This window comes from Streptomyces sp. SLBN-31, from assembly GCF_006715395.1.
Taxonomy (GTDB): domain Bacteria; phylum Actinomycetota; class Actinomycetes; order Streptomycetales; family Streptomycetaceae; genus Streptomyces.
Genome location: NZ_VFNC01000001.1, coordinates 2898239 through 2913513 on the forward strand (window position 1 = coordinate 2898239; position 15275 = coordinate 2913513).

The 15275-nt window shown below is 73.0% G+C and carries 12 protein-coding genes and 2 pseudogenes; 11 read left to right on the forward strand and 3 right to left on the reverse strand.

The window, feature by feature from the left end; all coding sequences use genetic code 11:
* Positions 1-110: 110 nt before the first annotated feature.
* Positions 111-695, forward strand: coding sequence for a TIGR03086 family metal-binding protein (locus tag FBY22_RS13350; protein ID WP_142145352.1), 585 nt, complete (start codon positions 111-113; stop codon positions 693-695).
* A gap of 96 nt (positions 696-791) precedes the next feature.
* Entirely contained in the window at positions 792-1694 is a 903-nt protein-coding gene (locus tag FBY22_RS13355; RefSeq protein WP_142145354.1) for a DUF3626 domain-containing protein, read from the forward strand.
* Here the strand turns inward: FBY22_RS13355 and FBY22_RS44830 are convergent.
* Positions 1646-1832 (reverse strand): annotated as a pseudogene (locus tag FBY22_RS44830) (diguanylate cyclase); the annotation flags it as partial. The gene FBY22_RS13355 and the pseudogene FBY22_RS44830 overlap by 49 nt on opposite strands.
* Positions 1833-2052: 220 nt before the next feature.
* Positions 2053-3690, reverse strand: coding sequence for a glycoside hydrolase family 13 protein (locus FBY22_RS13365; protein ID WP_142145356.1), 1638 nt, complete (start codon positions 3688-3690; stop codon positions 2053-2055).
* Positions 3691-3824: 134 nt separating this feature from the next.
* On the opposite strand from FBY22_RS13365, the gene FBY22_RS13370 reads away from it, so the two are divergent.
* From FBY22_RS13370 to nrfD, 8 genes and pseudogenes are all read left to right on the forward strand, one after another.
* The gene (locus FBY22_RS13370; RefSeq protein ID WP_313905385.1) at positions 3825-4862 is read left to right on the forward strand and encodes a LacI family DNA-binding transcriptional regulator; all 1038 of its coding nucleotides are present in this window, start codon (positions 3825-3827) and stop codon (positions 4860-4862) included.
* Between the two features lie 35 nt (positions 4863-4897).
* Positions 4898-5271 (forward strand): annotated as a pseudogene (locus tag FBY22_RS44835) (hypothetical protein); the annotation flags it as partial.
* Between the two features lie 26 nt (positions 5272-5297).
* On the forward strand, positions 5298-6263 hold the full coding sequence (locus tag FBY22_RS13380; RefSeq protein ID WP_142145358.1) for a phosphotransferase family protein: 966 nt from the start codon (positions 5298-5300) through the stop codon (positions 6261-6263).
* Between the two features lie 90 nt (positions 6264-6353).
* On the forward strand, positions 6354-7643 hold the full coding sequence (locus tag FBY22_RS13385) for an ROK family transcriptional regulator (RefSeq protein WP_142145359.1): 1290 nt from the start codon (positions 6354-6356) through the stop codon (positions 7641-7643).
* A gap of 153 nt (positions 7644-7796) precedes the next feature.
* Positions 7797-8030, forward strand: a complete 234-nt coding sequence (locus tag FBY22_RS13390; protein WP_142145361.1) for a hypothetical protein — start codon at positions 7797-7799, stop codon at positions 8028-8030.
* A 12-nt stretch (positions 8031-8042) separates the two neighbouring features.
* Positions 8043-11288 carry a formate dehydrogenase gene (gene fdh, locus FBY22_RS13395; RefSeq protein ID WP_142145363.1) on the forward strand — a complete coding sequence of 1082 codons (3246 nt, stop codon included), beginning with the start codon at positions 8043-8045 and terminating at the stop codon, positions 11286-11288.
* On the forward strand, positions 11285-12130 hold the full coding sequence (locus tag FBY22_RS13400) for a 4Fe-4S dicluster domain-containing protein (protein ID WP_142145365.1): 846 nt from the start codon (positions 11285-11287) through the stop codon (positions 12128-12130). Before fdh ends, FBY22_RS13400 begins: the two co-directional genes overlap by 4 nt.
* Entirely contained in the window at positions 12127-13098 is a 972-nt protein-coding gene (nrfD, locus tag FBY22_RS13405) for an NrfD/PsrC family molybdoenzyme membrane anchor subunit (protein ID WP_142145367.1), read from the forward strand. The genes FBY22_RS13400 and nrfD overlap by 4 nt, the downstream gene beginning before the upstream one ends.
* Before the next feature lie 139 nt (positions 13099-13237).
* On the opposite strand, the gene FBY22_RS13410 is transcribed toward nrfD, so the two are convergent.
* Positions 13238-14266, reverse strand: coding sequence for an SDR family oxidoreductase (locus tag FBY22_RS13410; protein ID WP_142145369.1), 1029 nt, complete (start codon positions 14264-14266; stop codon positions 13238-13240).
* A 160-nt stretch (positions 14267-14426) separates the two neighbouring features.
* Between FBY22_RS13410 and FBY22_RS13415 the strand changes: the two genes are divergently transcribed.
* Positions 14427-15257 (forward strand): alpha/beta fold hydrolase, encoded by an 831-nt coding sequence (locus tag FBY22_RS13415; RefSeq protein ID WP_142145371.1) that lies wholly within the window; start codon positions 14427-14429, stop codon positions 15255-15257.
* The last annotated feature ends 18 nt before the right edge of the window (positions 15258-15275 follow it).

Below are 15275 nucleotides of genomic sequence, written 5' to 3' on the forward strand. Positions count from 1 at the left end.
CTTTCCACTGCCTCGAACACGTACGACGTTTCTGTTGAGGACCGTAACTGTCCGCAAGCACACCTAGATTGCTGACGACGGCCGGTGGACGGCAAGAGGGGAGAACGGTGATGGCGGACACCCGGGACTTCGAGGTTCTCACACGTGCGCACTCCCATCTCGGCGACGTGGTCGCCGCGGTGCCCGAGTCGGCGTGGGGAGCGCCGACTCCGTGCACCGAGTGGACCGCGCGTCAGGTCCTCAACCACGCCCGGATCGACCAGCAGGGCTACGGCCTCGCGCTCACCGGCGGCCGGCCGGACTCCGACCCCTTCCACCCGGCCGACGTGCTGGACGGGGACCCGGCGGCCGAGCTCGGCAAGGTGCTGAGCCGGGTCGCGGAGGCCTACGCCGCGCTGCCCGCGGACGCCGAGCAGGTGCCGACGCCGCTCGGCCCGCTGTCCCCGCGGCTCGCCGCGGCGGCGGCCGCCATGGACGCGGCCGTGCACGCCTGGGACATCGCGGTGGCCACCGGCCAGGACCGCCCGCTGGACGTGGAGCTGGCCGAGGGCATCTGGCCGGCGGCGGATCGGCTCGTGGACCACCTCCGGGACTCCTACCAGGTCTTCGCGCCCGCCAGGCGGCTCCCGTACGGCCATGACCGGGCCGAGGCCCTGCTGGCCTTCCTCGGCCGGGACCCGCACTGGACCCCGTGACCGACGGGGACACGGCCCTCCGGTAAATGAGTTGCGGTCGCCCTCGCCGATGAGTGATCTCTTGCGGTGGACGTCCGCACTCACCAGGGGGAGCCGATGGAGCCGACACAGCCCGGTACGGCCCGGGCGCTGCGGGCGCTGCGGCACGTGGCCGCCCGCTCCTCCGGGCCTGCCGTCGGCCCCGGGCCGCGGATCACGCTGAACTTCCACCCCGACCGGGCGGCCGGCGGGCTGCCCATCCTGCGGGCCCTGGCCCAGGACGGCGCCTACCACTCGCAGTTCGTCACCGGCACCAGCAACGGCGGCCTCACCGCGCACCCCGGCGGCGACCGGTGGCGCTGGGAGAGCCGCATCTTCGGGGGCGCCTACGACGACGCCGACCCGCACGAGCGGCCCGTGTACGGCGCGCTGAACTTCCGGCGTCAAGTCGTCGGCGCCGCCCCGCGGTTCGGCTCCTCGCACTTCCGGCTCACCGCCGACACCGTGGACCGGACCACCTTCTGCTATCCCGACAGCGCCGCCGAGCCGGCCGATTTCGGGGTCGCCGCAGGCATGTCGCTGATCGAGCTCGCCGAGGCCGACGAGCAGGACGCCCTCAACGACTACATCGAGGCGCAGGTCCACGGCGGGGTCCTGCTCGCCCGGCACGTCGAGGCGCTCGTCCTGGACGCGAGCTACCGCGGCACCGCCGTCGAGGCCGAGGCCCGCCGGCTGCCCTGCCCTCTCGAATGGCACCCCGGTTACCGCCTGACGGTGGAAGAACTGCGCGAGCACGCGGACTACCGGGGGCCCGAGTACGCCGCCCTCGGCGCCCGGATCGCCGAGGACGGGCGGATCGACCCGCGGATCATCGGGGACGCCGCTCGCACCGGCCGGTACGAGCCGCAGGACCTGAAGATGGTGTGGCACACCCTCGCCCGCTTCGGCGCCCCGGAGGGCGCGGGCACCGCCTACGCGTCCGGCGGCCACACGCCAGGGGTGAGCACGCCGAGCGCGTAGGCGCGCGCCACCGGCTCGGCGCGGTTCGAGGTGACGCCGTCCGCGGTCAGACCGGTCCCCCTGGCGGCCCGCGCGGTGGTCGCGCCCCCGGGCGAGCAGCGCCAGGAAGCGGGCCTCGACGGGCACCACGGGGACCGCTTCCCGGTGGAAGAGCGTCAGGGCGCGATTGCGCCACACCACGGCCTCACTACGGCCCTCTTCCACCCGTCGCTCCCGTCACCCGGCGCGCCCGACGGCCGGATGGTCCCGCGGCGTCGTGCGAGGGCGGGGCGATCCTGCCCGCGGCATCGCGTGACGGCGGCGGGCCCGTCCCCCCCGGCGGCCTGCAACGCCAGGCGAACCAGCATGCCGCGCCGCGCTACACCGCCAGCCAGGCCGCGTGGTCGGGGGCCAGCACACCGTCCTCCACGGGGCCGCTCGCCAGCAGCAGCGACGTGTGCGCGGGCAGTCGGTAGGCCTCGGAGGAGAGGTTGACCGCGCACACGAACCCGGGCTCGCGAGCGAACACGAGCACGCCGGCCGGGGCGTCGAGCCACGTCAGGTCGCCGTCGCCGAGCGCGGGATGCTCGCGGCGCAGCCGCAGGGCGGCCCGGTACAGCTCCAGCATCGAGTGCTCGTCGCCGCGCTGCTCGTCGGCCCCGCGGCCGGCCCAGGCAGCGGGCTGCGGCAGCCAGGGCTCGGCCTGCGCGCCGTCCGGGCTGAAGCCGTACGGCGGGTTCGACCCCGACCACGGGATCGGCACCCGGCAGCCGTCCCGCCCGCGGTCGGTGTGCCCGGAGCGCTCCCAGACCGGGTCCTGCAGCACGGACTCCGGCAGGTCCTCGACCTCCGGCAGGCCCAGCTCCTCGCCCTGGTAGACGTAGGCGCCGCCGGGCAGGGCGAGCATCAGCAGGGCGGCCGCGCGGGCCCGGAGCGTGCCCAGCTCCAGGTCCAGGGGGCCCTCGGGCCGGTAGGGCTCGTTCACCGTCCACCGCCTGGCGGCCTTGCGGCCGTAGCGGCTGGGATGGCGTACGACGTCGTGGTTGGACAGCACCCAGGTGGCCGGCGCGCCCACCGCGCCGAGCATGGCGAGGGAGTCGTCGATGACGGCCCGCAGGTCCTTGGCGTCCCAACTGGACATCAGGAAGTCGAAGTTGAACGCCGTGTGCAGGCCGTCGGCGCGGACGTAGGCGGCGAGCCGTTCGGGGGTGTCCGCCCAGGCCTCCGCGACGAACGACCGGTCGCCCGGGAACTCGTCGGCCACCCGGCGCCAGGACCGGTAGATGTCGTGCACCTCGTCACGGTCCCAGTGCGGGTGGTCCAGATGCCGCCGCGGCCCCCGCTCCTCGACGGGCGGCGGCAGGTCGGGCAGTTCGGGGTGCTTGATGAGCCCGTGCGCGACGTCGATCCGGAAGCCGTCCACGCCCCGGCCGAACCAGAAGCGGAGGATCGACTCGAACTCGGCGCGGACCTCCGGGTGCTGCCAGTTGAGGTCGGGCTGCTCGGGGGCGAACAGATGCAGGTACCACTCGCCGTCGGGCAGCCGGGTCCAGGCCGGGCCGCCGAAGCAGGAGGCCCAGTCGTTGGGCGGTTCAGCGCCGTCGGGCCCACGGCCCGGCCGGAAGACGTAGCGCTCCCGCTCCGGGCTGCCCGGTCCGGCCGCCAGCGCGGCCCGGAACCACGCGTGCCGGTCGGAGGTGTGGTTGGGCACGATGTCGGGGATGACGCGGATGCCGTGCCGGTGTGCTTCCTCGATGAGCAGCTCGGCTTCCTCCAGCGTGCCGAACAGCGGGTCGATCTCCCGGTAGTCGGCGACGTCGTAGCCGTGGTCGGCCATCGGGGACCGGTACCACGGGTTGATCCAGACGGCGTCGACGCCGAGCCACTTCAGATACGGCAGCCGGGAGCGGAGGCCGGCGATGTCGCCGACACCGTCGCCGTTCCCGTCGGCGAAGCTGCGGATGTAGACCTGGTAGATGACGGCATCGCGCCACCAAGGTACGGCGGAGGTGGACATTCGGTGCGTGCTCCTCGGTCGTGACAACGCTTGCAAGCCTGAACCGTCCCGGCGGGGACCGTCAATGCGTTACGGGTCAGTAATGCCCTGGCAGCGCTGTCATGAACCGCGCACACCTGTGCTAGCGTCCGCCCATGCCGCCCGCCCGACGGCACCCCACGATGGCCGACGTCGCCGAACGCGCCGGGGTCTCCGTCTCCACCGTCTCGCGCACCCTGCGCGGGCTGTCGAACGTCTCGCCCGACGTCCGCGCCCGCGTCGAGAAGGCCGCCCACGCGCTGAACTTCGCCGTCTCCCGGCACGCCTCCAGCCTGGTGACCGGCCGGACGGGGGTCGTGGCGGCCCTCGTGCCCACTCTGGACTCGTGGTTCATGGGCTCGGCCCTGTCCGCGCTCGGCCCCCTGCTGCGGGCCGCGGACCTGGAACTGACCGTCTATGTCACGCCAGACCTGGCCGAACGCGCCGCGTTCTTCGAGCGGTTGCCTGCCCGGCGCAATGCCGACGCCCTGCTGGTGTTCTGCTTCGACCTCACCGACGAGGAGAGCGCGCGCCTGGACGACCTCGGCATGCCCGTCGTCTACGTCAGCCAGCACGCCGACGGGCGGCCGAGCGTGTACGTCGACGACGGCGCCGCGGCCCGGGCCGGCACCCGGCACCTGCTCAACCTCGGGCACCGCCGTATCGCCTTCATGCAGAGCGCGGGCCCCACCGGCTTCTCCTTCAGCTCGCACGAACGGCTCCTCGGCCACCGGCGGGCACTCACCGAGGCGGGCGTCCCCGTGGACGACTCCCTCGTGGTGGCCGCACCGGCCGCGGACCGGCGCGCCGTCGCCGAGGCCCTGGGGGACCTGCTCGGCCTGCGCGAGCCGCCCACCGCCGTCTTCGCCGAGCAGGACGAGCTCGCCGTCTCACTGATCTGGACCCTGCGCCGGTCAAGGATCGAGGTGCCCGAGCGGATGTCCGTCCTCGGCTTCGACGACCAGCCGGTCGCCGAGCTGTTCGACCTGACGACGGTGGCACAGTCGCCCTCCGACATGGGCCGACAGGCCGGTGAACTGGTCCTGAGCCTGATCGCCGACCCCGACGCCGATCCCGCCCGGCACGTCCTGCTGCCCACCCGCCTCATCCCCCGCGGCAGCACCGCCCCGGTACCCGGCGCCGACCCCGACTGACGTCCCGCGCAAGGCCTCTGGCGAGGTCTTGAACGGACCTCATGGCCTCCCTGCTCGAAGGTCCCGCACACCCCGGCAACGGTCTCCACCGCGGCACCGGCCACCTCGCCTCCGTGCGGCCCGGAGACCGCGTACGCCCGCGTCCGGCCCTGCCGGGAGGCCTTCCGGATCGATCAGCATCGCGGGCACCGTCGTGCAGCACCGCGTCGCCGTCGAGGCCGGCGAGGTCTGGGAGCTGCTCGGCAGCCGGCGCCCGGGTGTACGTCTGCGGAGACGGTTCGAAAATGGCGCCCGGGGTGCGGAGGCGTTCCGTACGCTGTACCGGCACAACGTGCCGGGTGCGGCCGTGGAGTGGCTCGACGCGCTGATGGTGGACGGCCGTCACGCCGATGACGTGTACGCGGCCGGCCGACCGAGGGGAGAGGTGGGCGCACGGTGGTGGACTCCTGGGAACGCGCCCGGCGCATCCTGCGGGACGCGGGCATCCCTCCCGGGCGGCTGGCCCGCCTGCGCCCCCTGAGCGGCGGCACTTACAACACCGTCGAAGAACTCACCCTCACCGACGGTGGCCGCCACGTGCTCAAGGCCGCGCCGGACGCCCCGGGACTCAGCCACGAGAAACGGCTCCTGGTCGCCGAGGCGGAGTTCTACCGCGGCGCCGGGAAGGCCGGGGTGCCATCGCCCCGCCTGCTCGCGCTGGACGAGGCCGGCGGCGTACTGCTGATGACGGCATCGCCCGGCGGCCCCTGGGACGCCTCGCTCACCGAAGCCGAAAAGGCCACCCTGCGAAGGGAGTTGGGGCGGCACGTGGCCGCCCTGCACCGGGTCACGGGCCCCGCCTTCGGGTATCCCTCCGGCGCGCTCGGCCCCCTGGCCGCGGACTGGCGGACCGCCTTCACGGGGATGCTCGACGCCGTCCTCGACGACGCCCGCCGCTTCGGCGCCCGGTTGCCCAGGCCCGTCGACGAGGTGGCCCGCACACTGGAGTCCGCCCACGGCGCGCTCGACGAGGTCACCGTCCCCGCCCTCGTCCACTTCGACCTGTGGGACGGCAACATCATGGTGGACGGCTCGGCCGGCTCGGTGCGCGTCGGCGGTCTCATCGACGGGGAGCGCATGTTCTGGGGCGACCCCCTGGCAGAGTTCGTCTCCCTGGCGCTGCTCGGCGACATCAGGAAGGACGAGGCGTTCCTCGCGGGCTACCGGGAGGCCGGCGGACGCGCCGAGTTCGACACCCGCGCGCTGCTCCGCCTCGCCCTCTACCGTGCCTATCTCTACCTGATCATGCTGGTGGAGACCGTGCCGCGGGCGATGGGGGAGGAGCAGGTCCGGTGGCGGGAGGAGACGGTCGCGCCGGAGCTCGTCGCGGCCCTGGAGGAGGTTCAGGAACACGCCTCTTAGCTCACATCGTGAACTAAGGGTTGGAGGAATGTCGCGCCGAACCCGCCCGCAGAGGTATGTTGCAGGTCGGCAGGGTTCGGAAGGAGCCATATGGCGGGGCGGAACGGGCGCACCGTGCGCGACCTCAGGCGGGCGAACCGCACGGCGGTGCTGCAACGGCTCTACTTCGACGGACCCCTCAGCCGCTTCGAGCTCGGCCCGGCGACGGGGCTGAGCTCCGGCTCGGTCAGCAATGTCGTCGCCGACCTCGTCGCCGACGGACTGGTCGAGGAGGCCGGCAGCGTCGACTCCGACGGCGGCCGCCCCCGCACCCTGCTGCGGGTGGCCCCCGGCGCGGGCCACATGATCGGCGTCGACGTCGGCGAGACCCGCGTCCGCGTCGAGCTGTTCGACCTCACCCTCACCGAACTCGCCCGCGCCGAACGGCCCCTGGAGCAGCAGCGGTACGAGGTCGAGGTCATCGTCGGCCACATCCGCGACGGGATCGCCGAAGTCCTGGACGAGGCCGGCATCCCGCCCGAACAGCTCCTCGGCGTCGGCATCGGCGTCCCCGGCATCGTCGAACGCACCCCGGACCGCGGCGCCGTCGTGCACGGCCAGACCATCGGCTGGGACGCGGTCCCGCTGGAGTCCCTGCTGCGGACCACCTCCCGGCTGCCGGACTCCGTCCGCTACTTCATCGACAACGGCGCCAAGACCCTCGGCCAGGCCGAGATGTGGTTCGGCGCCGGGCGCGGGGCTCGCAACGCGATCGTGGTGCTCTTCGGCTCCGGCGTCGGCGCCTGCCTGGTCACCCCCGAGGTGGAACACGGGCGCGCGGTCGAGTGGGGGCATCTGACCGTGCGGGTCAGGGGGCGCCGCTGCCGGTGCGGTGCGCTCGGCTGCCTGGAGGCGTACGCGGGTGCGGAGTCCCTGCTGGAGCGCTGGCGCGAAGAGGGCGGACGGCCGCCGGAGGGCGCCGACGAGGAGACGGCGCTGTCCGCGATGCTGGCCGCCGCGTATCCCTCCGGGGGCGGGACGGCCGACCCCGTCGCGCTCGGCGTGCTGGAGGAGACCGCCGAGTACCTGGGCGCCGGGCTCTCCGATCTGATCAACCTCTTCCAGCCCGAGCGGATCCTGATCGGCGGCTGGGGCGGGCTTCAACTCGGTGCCCGGTTCCTGCCCGCCGTGCGGCGGTACGCGACCTCGTACGCCCTGCGCCACCCGGCCGAGAAGGTCGCGATCGAGCTGGGGCGGCTGGGGCCGGACGCGGTGACCGTGGGCGCGGCGATCCTGCCACTGGCCGACTTCTTCGGCCGGGGCGGGCGCCGGCTGGAACCGGCCGCCGAAGGGCCTGTGCCGGCGTGGCAGACGGCTCTGGAGGAGCGGGCCCCGCGGTAAGGGGAGGGCTGGGGGTCGTTCAGCCGCTGCGGCCGTGTTGTGCCTGGCCGCGCCGTTCCCCGCGCCCCTTGCGGGGCGCCCCACGGCCCCATGTTTCGCCGGTCACCGCCGGAGGTACTCGCGTCTCGCTCGACGACGCGAAAGGAGTGCGCCGTGGCGGATCGACACCGTACGGGACAGGACGGCGAACCCGTGCCCAGGGACCTGCCGGACCAGCAGGTCACCGAGGGCGAGGACCCACTGGACGTGCCCATGCCCGCCGCGGACGGCGATCAGTCCGGCTCCGGTCTGCCCGACACCGACGAGGCCGGCACCGGCCGTCAGGGCGAACACCGGTCCGACACCGTGCATCCCGAGCACCCCGAACCGGACGAGTCCTCCGCCTGACAGGGAGCCACCATGGGTATCGGCGACCGGGTCCGCTCCTGGCCCGTCTACCGTCAGCTCGGCGGAACCGACCGTACGGCCCGCGGGAGCGCCGCGAAATCGCCGTACACCGACAAGCTGCGCCCGCGCACCGACAGCGCGGACCGCGTCGTGCAGTCCGTCTGCCCGTACTGCGCGGTCGGCTGCGGGCAGCAGGTCTACGTCAAGGACGAGAAGGTCGTCCAGATCGAGGGCGACCCCGCCTCCCCGGTGAGCCGCGGCCGACTGTGCCCGAAGGGCTCGGCGAGCCTCCAGCTGACCACCGGGCCGGCCCGCGAACACCAGGTCCTCTACCGGCGCCCGTACAGCTCCGCCTGGGAGCCGCTCGACCTGGAGACCGCCATGGACATGGTGGCCGAACGGGTGATCCGCACCCGGCGGGAGACCTGGGAGTGGGAGTACGAGGGCATGCGCACCGCCCGCACCATGGGCATCGCCAGCCTCGGCGGCGCGACCCTCGACAACGAGGAGAACTACCTCATCAAGAAACTGCTGACCGGCCTCGGCGTGGTCCAGGTGGAGAACCAGGCCCGCGTCTGCCACAGCGCCACCGTGGCCGGCCTCGGCACCTCCTTCGGGCGCGGCGGCGCCACCACCTTCATGCAGGACCTGCAGCACTCCGACTGCATCGTCATCGAGGGCTCCAACTTCGCCGAGTGCCACCCGGTCGGCTTCCAGTGGGTGATGGAGGCCAAGAAGCGCGGCGCGCTCATCATCGACGTCGACCCCCGCTTCAACCGCACCAGCGCGCTCTCCGACCTGTACGTGCCGATCCGCGCGGGCACCGACATCGCCTTCCTCGGCGGGATCATCAACCACGTCCTCACCGAGGAGAAGGACTTCCGCGAGTACGTCCTGCGCTACACCAACGCCTCCACTCTGGTCGGCGAGGACTTCCGCGACACCGAGGACCTCGACGGCGTCTTCTCCGGACTCGACGAGGAGAAGACTCACTACGACCCCACCACCTGGCAGTACGAGGGCGTGGAGATCCAGCAGCCCGCGGGCGAGGCCGACGAGCTGTACGAGGAGCGCACCCGCAAGACGGCCGGCGCCGAGGCGCACGGTTCCGGCGGCGCCCGCACCGGACACCGCGCCCCCACCGACGAGACGCTCCAGCACCCGCGCTGCGTGTACCAGGTCCTCAAGCGCCACTACGCCCGCTACACCGCCGAGATGGTCGAGGAGGTCTGCGGCATCCCCCGCGAGACCTTCCGGCGGGTGTGCGACGCTCTGACCGCCAACTCCGGCCCCGACCGCACCAGCGCCTTCTGCTACGCCGTCGGCTGGACCCAGCACACCACCGGCTCGCAGTTCATCCGCGCCGCGAGCGTCCTGCAGTTGCTGCTCGGCAACATCGGCCGCACCGGCGGCGGCATTCAGGCGCTGCGCGGCCACGCCTCCATCCAGGGCTCCAGCGACATCCCCACGCTGTACAACCTGCTGCCCGGCTACATCCCGATGCCACACGCGCACGAGAACATGAACCTCGACAACCACGTCGAGACGACCCGCACGGTCAAGGGCTTCTGGTCGAACATGCGGGCCTACATCGTCAGCCTGCTGAAGGCCTACTACGGCGACGCCGCCACCGCCGACAACGACTTCTGCTTCGACCACCTGCCGCGCCTGACCGGCTCCCACTCCACCTACGACACCGTCATGGCCCAGCTCGACGGCGACTGCAAGGGCTACTTCCTGCTGGGCGAGAACCCGGCCGTCGGCTCGGCCAACACGCGCCTGCAGCGCCTCGGCATGGCCAACCTGGAGTGGCTGGTGGTGCGGGACTTCTCCCTCATCGAGTCGGCGACCTGGTGGAAGGACGGCCCCGAGATCGAGACCGGCGAGCTGCGCACCGAGGACATCGGCACCGAGGTGTTCTTCTTCCCCGCCGCCGCCCACACGGAGAAGTCCGGCTCCTTCACGAACACCAACCGCTGGGTGCAGTGGCATTACGCGGCCGTGGAACCCGAGGGCGACGCGCGCAGCGACCTGTGGTTCATGTACCACCTGGGCCGCCGGATCAAGGAGCGGCTGGCCGCCTCCACCGACCCCATGGACCGCCCCATCCAGGACCTGACCTGGGACTACCCGGTCACCGGCGAGCTGGACGAGCCCGTCGCCGACGCCGTCCTCGCCGAGATCAGCGGCCATGGCCCCGACGACTCCCCGCTCAGCGCCTACACCGAGCTCAAGGACGACGGCTCGACCCGCTGCGGCTGCTGGATCTACTGCGGCGTCTACGCCGACGGCGTCAACCAGGCCGCCCGCAAGAAGCCCCAGTGGGAACAGGACTGGGTGGCCGCCGAATGGGCCTGGGCCTGGCCCGCCAACCGCCGCATCCTCTACAACCGCGCCTCGGCCGCCCCCGACGGCACCCCCTGGAGCGAACGCAAGAAATACGTCTGGTGGGACCCGGAGCAGGGCAAGTGGACCGGGCACGACGTCCCGGACTTCGTACCCGACCGAGCCCCCGACTACGTACCCGACGAGGACGCCGTCGGGCCCGACGCGCTGCGCGGCGACGACCCGTTCATCATGCAGGCCGACGGCAAGGGCTGGCTGTTCACGCCGGCCGGCCTGGAGGACGGGCCCATGCCCACCCACTACGAGCCCCAGGACTCCCCGTTCCCCAACGCCCTGTACCCCTCCACCCCGCGCAGTCCCGTGCGCCAGCTCCTGCCGCGCGAGGGCAACCGTTACCACCCGAGCGGTGACGAGAAGGGCGCCGAGGTCTTCCCGTACATCGTCACCACCCACCGCCTCACCGAGCACTTCACGGCGGGCGGCATGAGCCGCTGGTCGGAGTATCTGTCCGAGCTGCAGCCGGAGTTCTTCTGCGAGGTCTCGCCCGAACTGGCCCGGGAACGGGGCCTGGAGAACGGCGGCTGGGCGACCGTCGTCACCGCCCGCAACGCCGTCGAGGCGCGGGTGCTGGTGACCGAGCGCATGCGGCCGCTGCGGGTGCAGGGCCGGGTCGTCCACCAGATCGGCCTGCCCTTCCACTGGGGGCCCAACGGCGTCGTGACCGGCGACGCGGCCAACGAGCTGACGGCCATCGCCCTCGACCCCAACGCCCACATCCAGGAGGACAAGGCGCTGACCGCCGACATCCGCCCGGGCCGCCGGCCGCGCGGACCGGAACTGTCGAGGCTGGTCGCCGACTACCGCAGGCGGGCCGGCATCACCTCGGACACCGGAACGGAGACACGCAAGTGAGCGAGGAACGCGTCGGGTTCTTCACCGACACCTCCGTGTGCATCGGCTGCAAGGCCTGCGAGGTTGCCTGCAAGGAGTGGAACGCCATCCCCGAGGACGGCCTGTCCCTGACCGCCATGTCCTACGACAACACGCAGGCCCTCGGCGCCTCCACCTGGCGGCACGTCGCCTTCATCGAGCAGCCCCGGCCGGACGGCCGTACGCAACTCCCCGTCGTGGAAGGCGGATCGACCGCCCAGGAGACGGCCGTCGGCGGTGACGGCGAGCTGCGCTGGCTGATGTCCTCCGACGTGTGCAAGCACTGCACGCACGCCGCCTGCCTCGACGTCTGTCCCACCGGTTCGCTCTTCCGCACCGAGTTCGGCACAGTCGTCGTCCAGGAGGACATCTGCAACGGCTGCGGCTACTGCGTGCCCGCCTGCCCCTACGGCGTCATCGAGCAACGGCCGCACGACGGACGCGCGTTCAAATGCACGATGTGCTACGACCGCCTTGGCGCAGGACAGGAACCGGCCTGCGCCAAGGCCTGCCCCACGGAGTCCATCCAATTCGGGCCGCTCGACGAACTGCGCGAGCGGGCCGCCCTCCGGGTCGACCAGCTGCACGAGGCGGGCGTCCCCGAGGCCCGGCTGTACGGCCACGACCCGGACGACGGCGTGGGCGGCGACGGCGCGTTCTTCCTGCTGCTGGACGAGCCCGAGGTGTACGGGCTGCCGCCGGACCCCGTGGTCACCACCCGGGACCTGCCGGCCATGTGGAAGCACGCGGGCGCCGCCGCCCTGTCACTGCTGGGCGGCGTCGCGGCCTGCTTCGTGGCGACGACGGGAAGGGGCCGACGATGAGCGTGATCCAGAACGCGCGGCGCGGCCGGCGTCGGCGCGGCGAGCAACCGGTCGTCCCGCGGGCCGAGTTCCGTTCCTACTACGGCCGTCCAGTCATCAAGAAGCCCTCCTGGGAAGCCACCGACATCGCCGGGTACTTCTTCCTCGGCGGGCTCGCGGGCGCGGGTTCCGTGCTCGCGGCGGGGGCGCACCTGACGGGACGTACCAGCACCGCGACGGCACTGAAGGTGTCCTCGCTCACCGCCGTCTCCCTCTCGGCCGCCGCCCTCATCCACGACCTGGGCAAACCCAGCCGCTTCGCGAACATGCTGCGTGTGTTCAAGCCGACCTCGCCGATGAGCATGGGCTCCTGGCTGCTCGGCGCCTACGGCCCCGCCGCGGGGGCGGCTGCCGCGAGCGCGGTGACCGGCCGGTTGCCGCGTCTGGGGGGCGTGGCAACCGGCGCCGCCGCGCTGCTCGGCCCCGCCGTCGCCACCTACACCGGGGTACTGGCCGCGGACACCGCCGTACCGGCCTGGCACGGCGCCCATCGCGAACTGCCCTACCTGTTCGCGGCGTCCGCGACGGCCGCCGCCTCCGGCATGGCGCTGATGGCCGGACCGGCCGGCGAGAACCTGCCCGCCCGCTGCGCCGCCGGGCTGGCCGCCGTGGCCGACACGGCGATGGAGAAGGCCGCGGAACGGCGGCTGGGCATGGTCGCCGAGACCTGGAAGGAAGGCCGGGCGGGCACGCTGCTGCGCTCGGCCCGCGCGCTCACCATCGGCGGCGCGGTCGCGGGAGCCCTCTTCGGCGACCGCCGTCCGGCCGCGGTCGCCTCCGGCCTCGCCCTGCTCGCCGGCTCCGCCTGCACCCGCTTCGGCATCTTCGCAGCGGGCGTCGCCTCCGCCGAGGACCCGAAGTACACGGTGATGCCACAGCGGGAGCGGCTGGACGCGGCGACGCCCGAGGGGTCTTCGGGGTCTTCGTAGCGGGGCTCAGCCGACCCTGCGTCTCCTCGGGGCGCCGCGTCTTCCTCTGCGTCCCCTCGGCGTCTTCCTCTGAGTCCCCTCGGGGCGCCGCCTCTTCGCTCTGGTGCGGGGCGGCGCCCGAGGGTGCCGTAGCCGGGGCTCAGCCGACCTTGCGTCCCCGCAGCGGTTCCGTGGGGGCGCCCTCGCCCTGCTGGAGGCCGTGCAGGAACTCCCGGAGGACCTCGGTGGCCGAGTGCCGCGGCGCCCAGCCCAGTTCCGTACGCGCGCGCGTGCAGTCCATCAGGGGCAGGCGCAGCACCGCGTCGAACAGGTGCGGCGAGGCGGGCAGCAGGTGCAGGTTCCAGGCCGCGGCGATCGCCGAGCGGGCCGCGGCGCGGGGGAGGCGGACCGGGCGGGTGTCCAGCATCTCGGCCAGCAGCTCCGCGTCGACCCACGGCTCGGCGGCCAGGTTGAAGGCACCGCGGGCCTCCGTGCCCAGCGCCGCGACGTACGCCCTGGCCGCGTCGTCGGTGTGCAGCGCCTGCACCCGCAGGCCGGGGACGTCGGGCAGGAACGGCAGCAGCTCGGGGCGGGCCAGCGAGCCCGGCAGGAAGCGGCCGCCGAAGATCCGGCGCTGCTCGCTGGCCGACTCCCGCTTGAACAGGAACGCCGGCCGCATCCGCACCACCCGCACCTCGGGATGTTCGCGCTCGAACGTGTCCAGCGCACGCTCCAGATACGCCTTCTCCCGGCAGTACGCGGCGTCCGGCCAGCCGTGCGTCGGCCACGACTCGTCCACCGGGCGGTCCTTCGGCCCCGGAGAGTAGGCGCCCACCGACGAGGCGTGCACCAGCGTCGGCACCCCGGCCGCCGCCACCGCCTCGAACACCCGGATGGAGCCGAGGACGTTCGTGCGCCAGGTGGTCGCCGGGTCGTGCGTCGGCTGGAACGCCCACGCCAGATGGATCACCGCGTCGGCGTCCGCGAACTCCTTGACCAGGTCCGCTCCTTCGGACGCCAGGTCGACCGCGGACCAGTCCGTCCGGGGCGGCGACCAGTCGGGGATGCGCCGGGCCAGCCCCAGGACGGAACCGACGTCCGAGTCCTCCGAGAGCGCGCGCACCACGCTGGTGCCGACATTGCCGGTGGCGCCCGTGACCACGATCCTGCTGCCCGCTGTGCTGCTCACCTTCGGCTCCTTCGCTCGCTCGCTCGACGAGCCGACCGAGTACCCGTGCGGCGCGGATTCACCTGCCGCCCGGCATGACCCCGGAGGTAATCGACCCCGGCGGCGGCTGCCGGAACCATGGGGGGCGTACCCACCGCACCGGACCGCAGGAGGTCGTCCCATGCCGTACTTCACCAGCCCCGCCGACGGTACGCGGCTGCACTACGTCGACTACGGACCGGCCGACGGACCGGTGGCCGCCTTCATCAACAGCGCCTACCTGGGCTCCGAGATGTGGGAGTTCCAGATGCCGGCGCTGGCCGCGGCGGGCCACCGCTGCGTGAGCCTGGACCGCCGGGGGCACGGCCGCTCCGACGACGTCTGGAACGGCTTCGACCTCGACACCCTCGCCGACGACCTGTACGGGCTCCTCGACCACCTCGACCTGCGCGAGGTCACGCTGATCGGTCACTCGATGGGCTCGGTCGAGATCACCCGCTGTCTCACCCGGCACGGTGCCGACCGGGTGGCCCGGGTCGCCTTCGTCGCCGGCATCGCGCCGGGCGTGGTGCGCACCGCCGACAACCCGGACGGTCTGGACCCCGACGTCGTGCGCGCCGCCAACGAGGTGTGCCGCCGGGACCGGCCGGCGTTCTTCCAGGACGGCATCGCCGGCTTCTTCGCCGTGGACCGCCCGGGCAACGAGGTGTCCGAGGCGTTCATGCAGTACCTCGTCCAGCGCGCCCAGCTCTCCTCGCCGCACTCCACGGCCGCGGTCCAGGAACTCGTCGCCACCGTGGACGTCGCACCCGAACTCCCCAAGATCGACCTGCCGGTCCTCGTCTTCCACGGCACCCACGACACCTCGGCCCCCCTGGAGACGACCGCCCACCGCGCCACCCGCCTCCTCCCCGACGCCACCCTCAGGACCTACGCCGACGCCGGCCACGGCCTGTTCGTCACCCACGCCGACCAACTGACGTCGGACCTGCGGGAGTTCATGGCGGACTGAGCCCGGCGGTGCGAGGGG

Excerpts from the sequence above, each read along its gene's own strand:
- FBY22_RS13350 (WP_142145352.1), top strand. The coding sequence starts at position 111 with ATGGCGGACACCCGGGACTTCGAGGTTCTCACACGTGCGCACTCCCAT.
- FBY22_RS13355 (WP_142145354.1), top strand. The coding sequence starts at position 792 with ATGGAGCCGACACAGCCCGGTACGGCCCGGGCGCTGCGGGCGCTGCGG.
- FBY22_RS13365 (WP_142145356.1), bottom strand. The coding sequence starts at position 3,690 with ATGTCCACCTCCGCCGTACCTTGGTGGCGCGATGCCGTCATCTACCAG.
- FBY22_RS13370 (WP_313905385.1), top strand. The coding sequence starts at position 3,825 with ATGCCGCCCGCCCGACGGCACCCCACGATGGCCGACGTCGCCGAACGC.
- FBY22_RS13385 (WP_142145359.1), top strand. The coding sequence starts at position 6,354 with ATGGCGGGGCGGAACGGGCGCACCGTGCGCGACCTCAGGCGGGCGAAC.
- fdh (WP_142145363.1), top strand. The coding sequence starts at position 8,043 with ATGGGTATCGGCGACCGGGTCCGCTCCTGGCCCGTCTACCGTCAGCTC.
- nrfD (WP_142145367.1), top strand. The coding sequence starts at position 12,127 with ATGAGCGTGATCCAGAACGCGCGGCGCGGCCGGCGTCGGCGCGGCGAG.
- FBY22_RS13415 (WP_142145371.1), top strand. The coding sequence starts at position 14,427 with ATGCCGTACTTCACCAGCCCCGCCGACGGTACGCGGCTGCACTACGTC.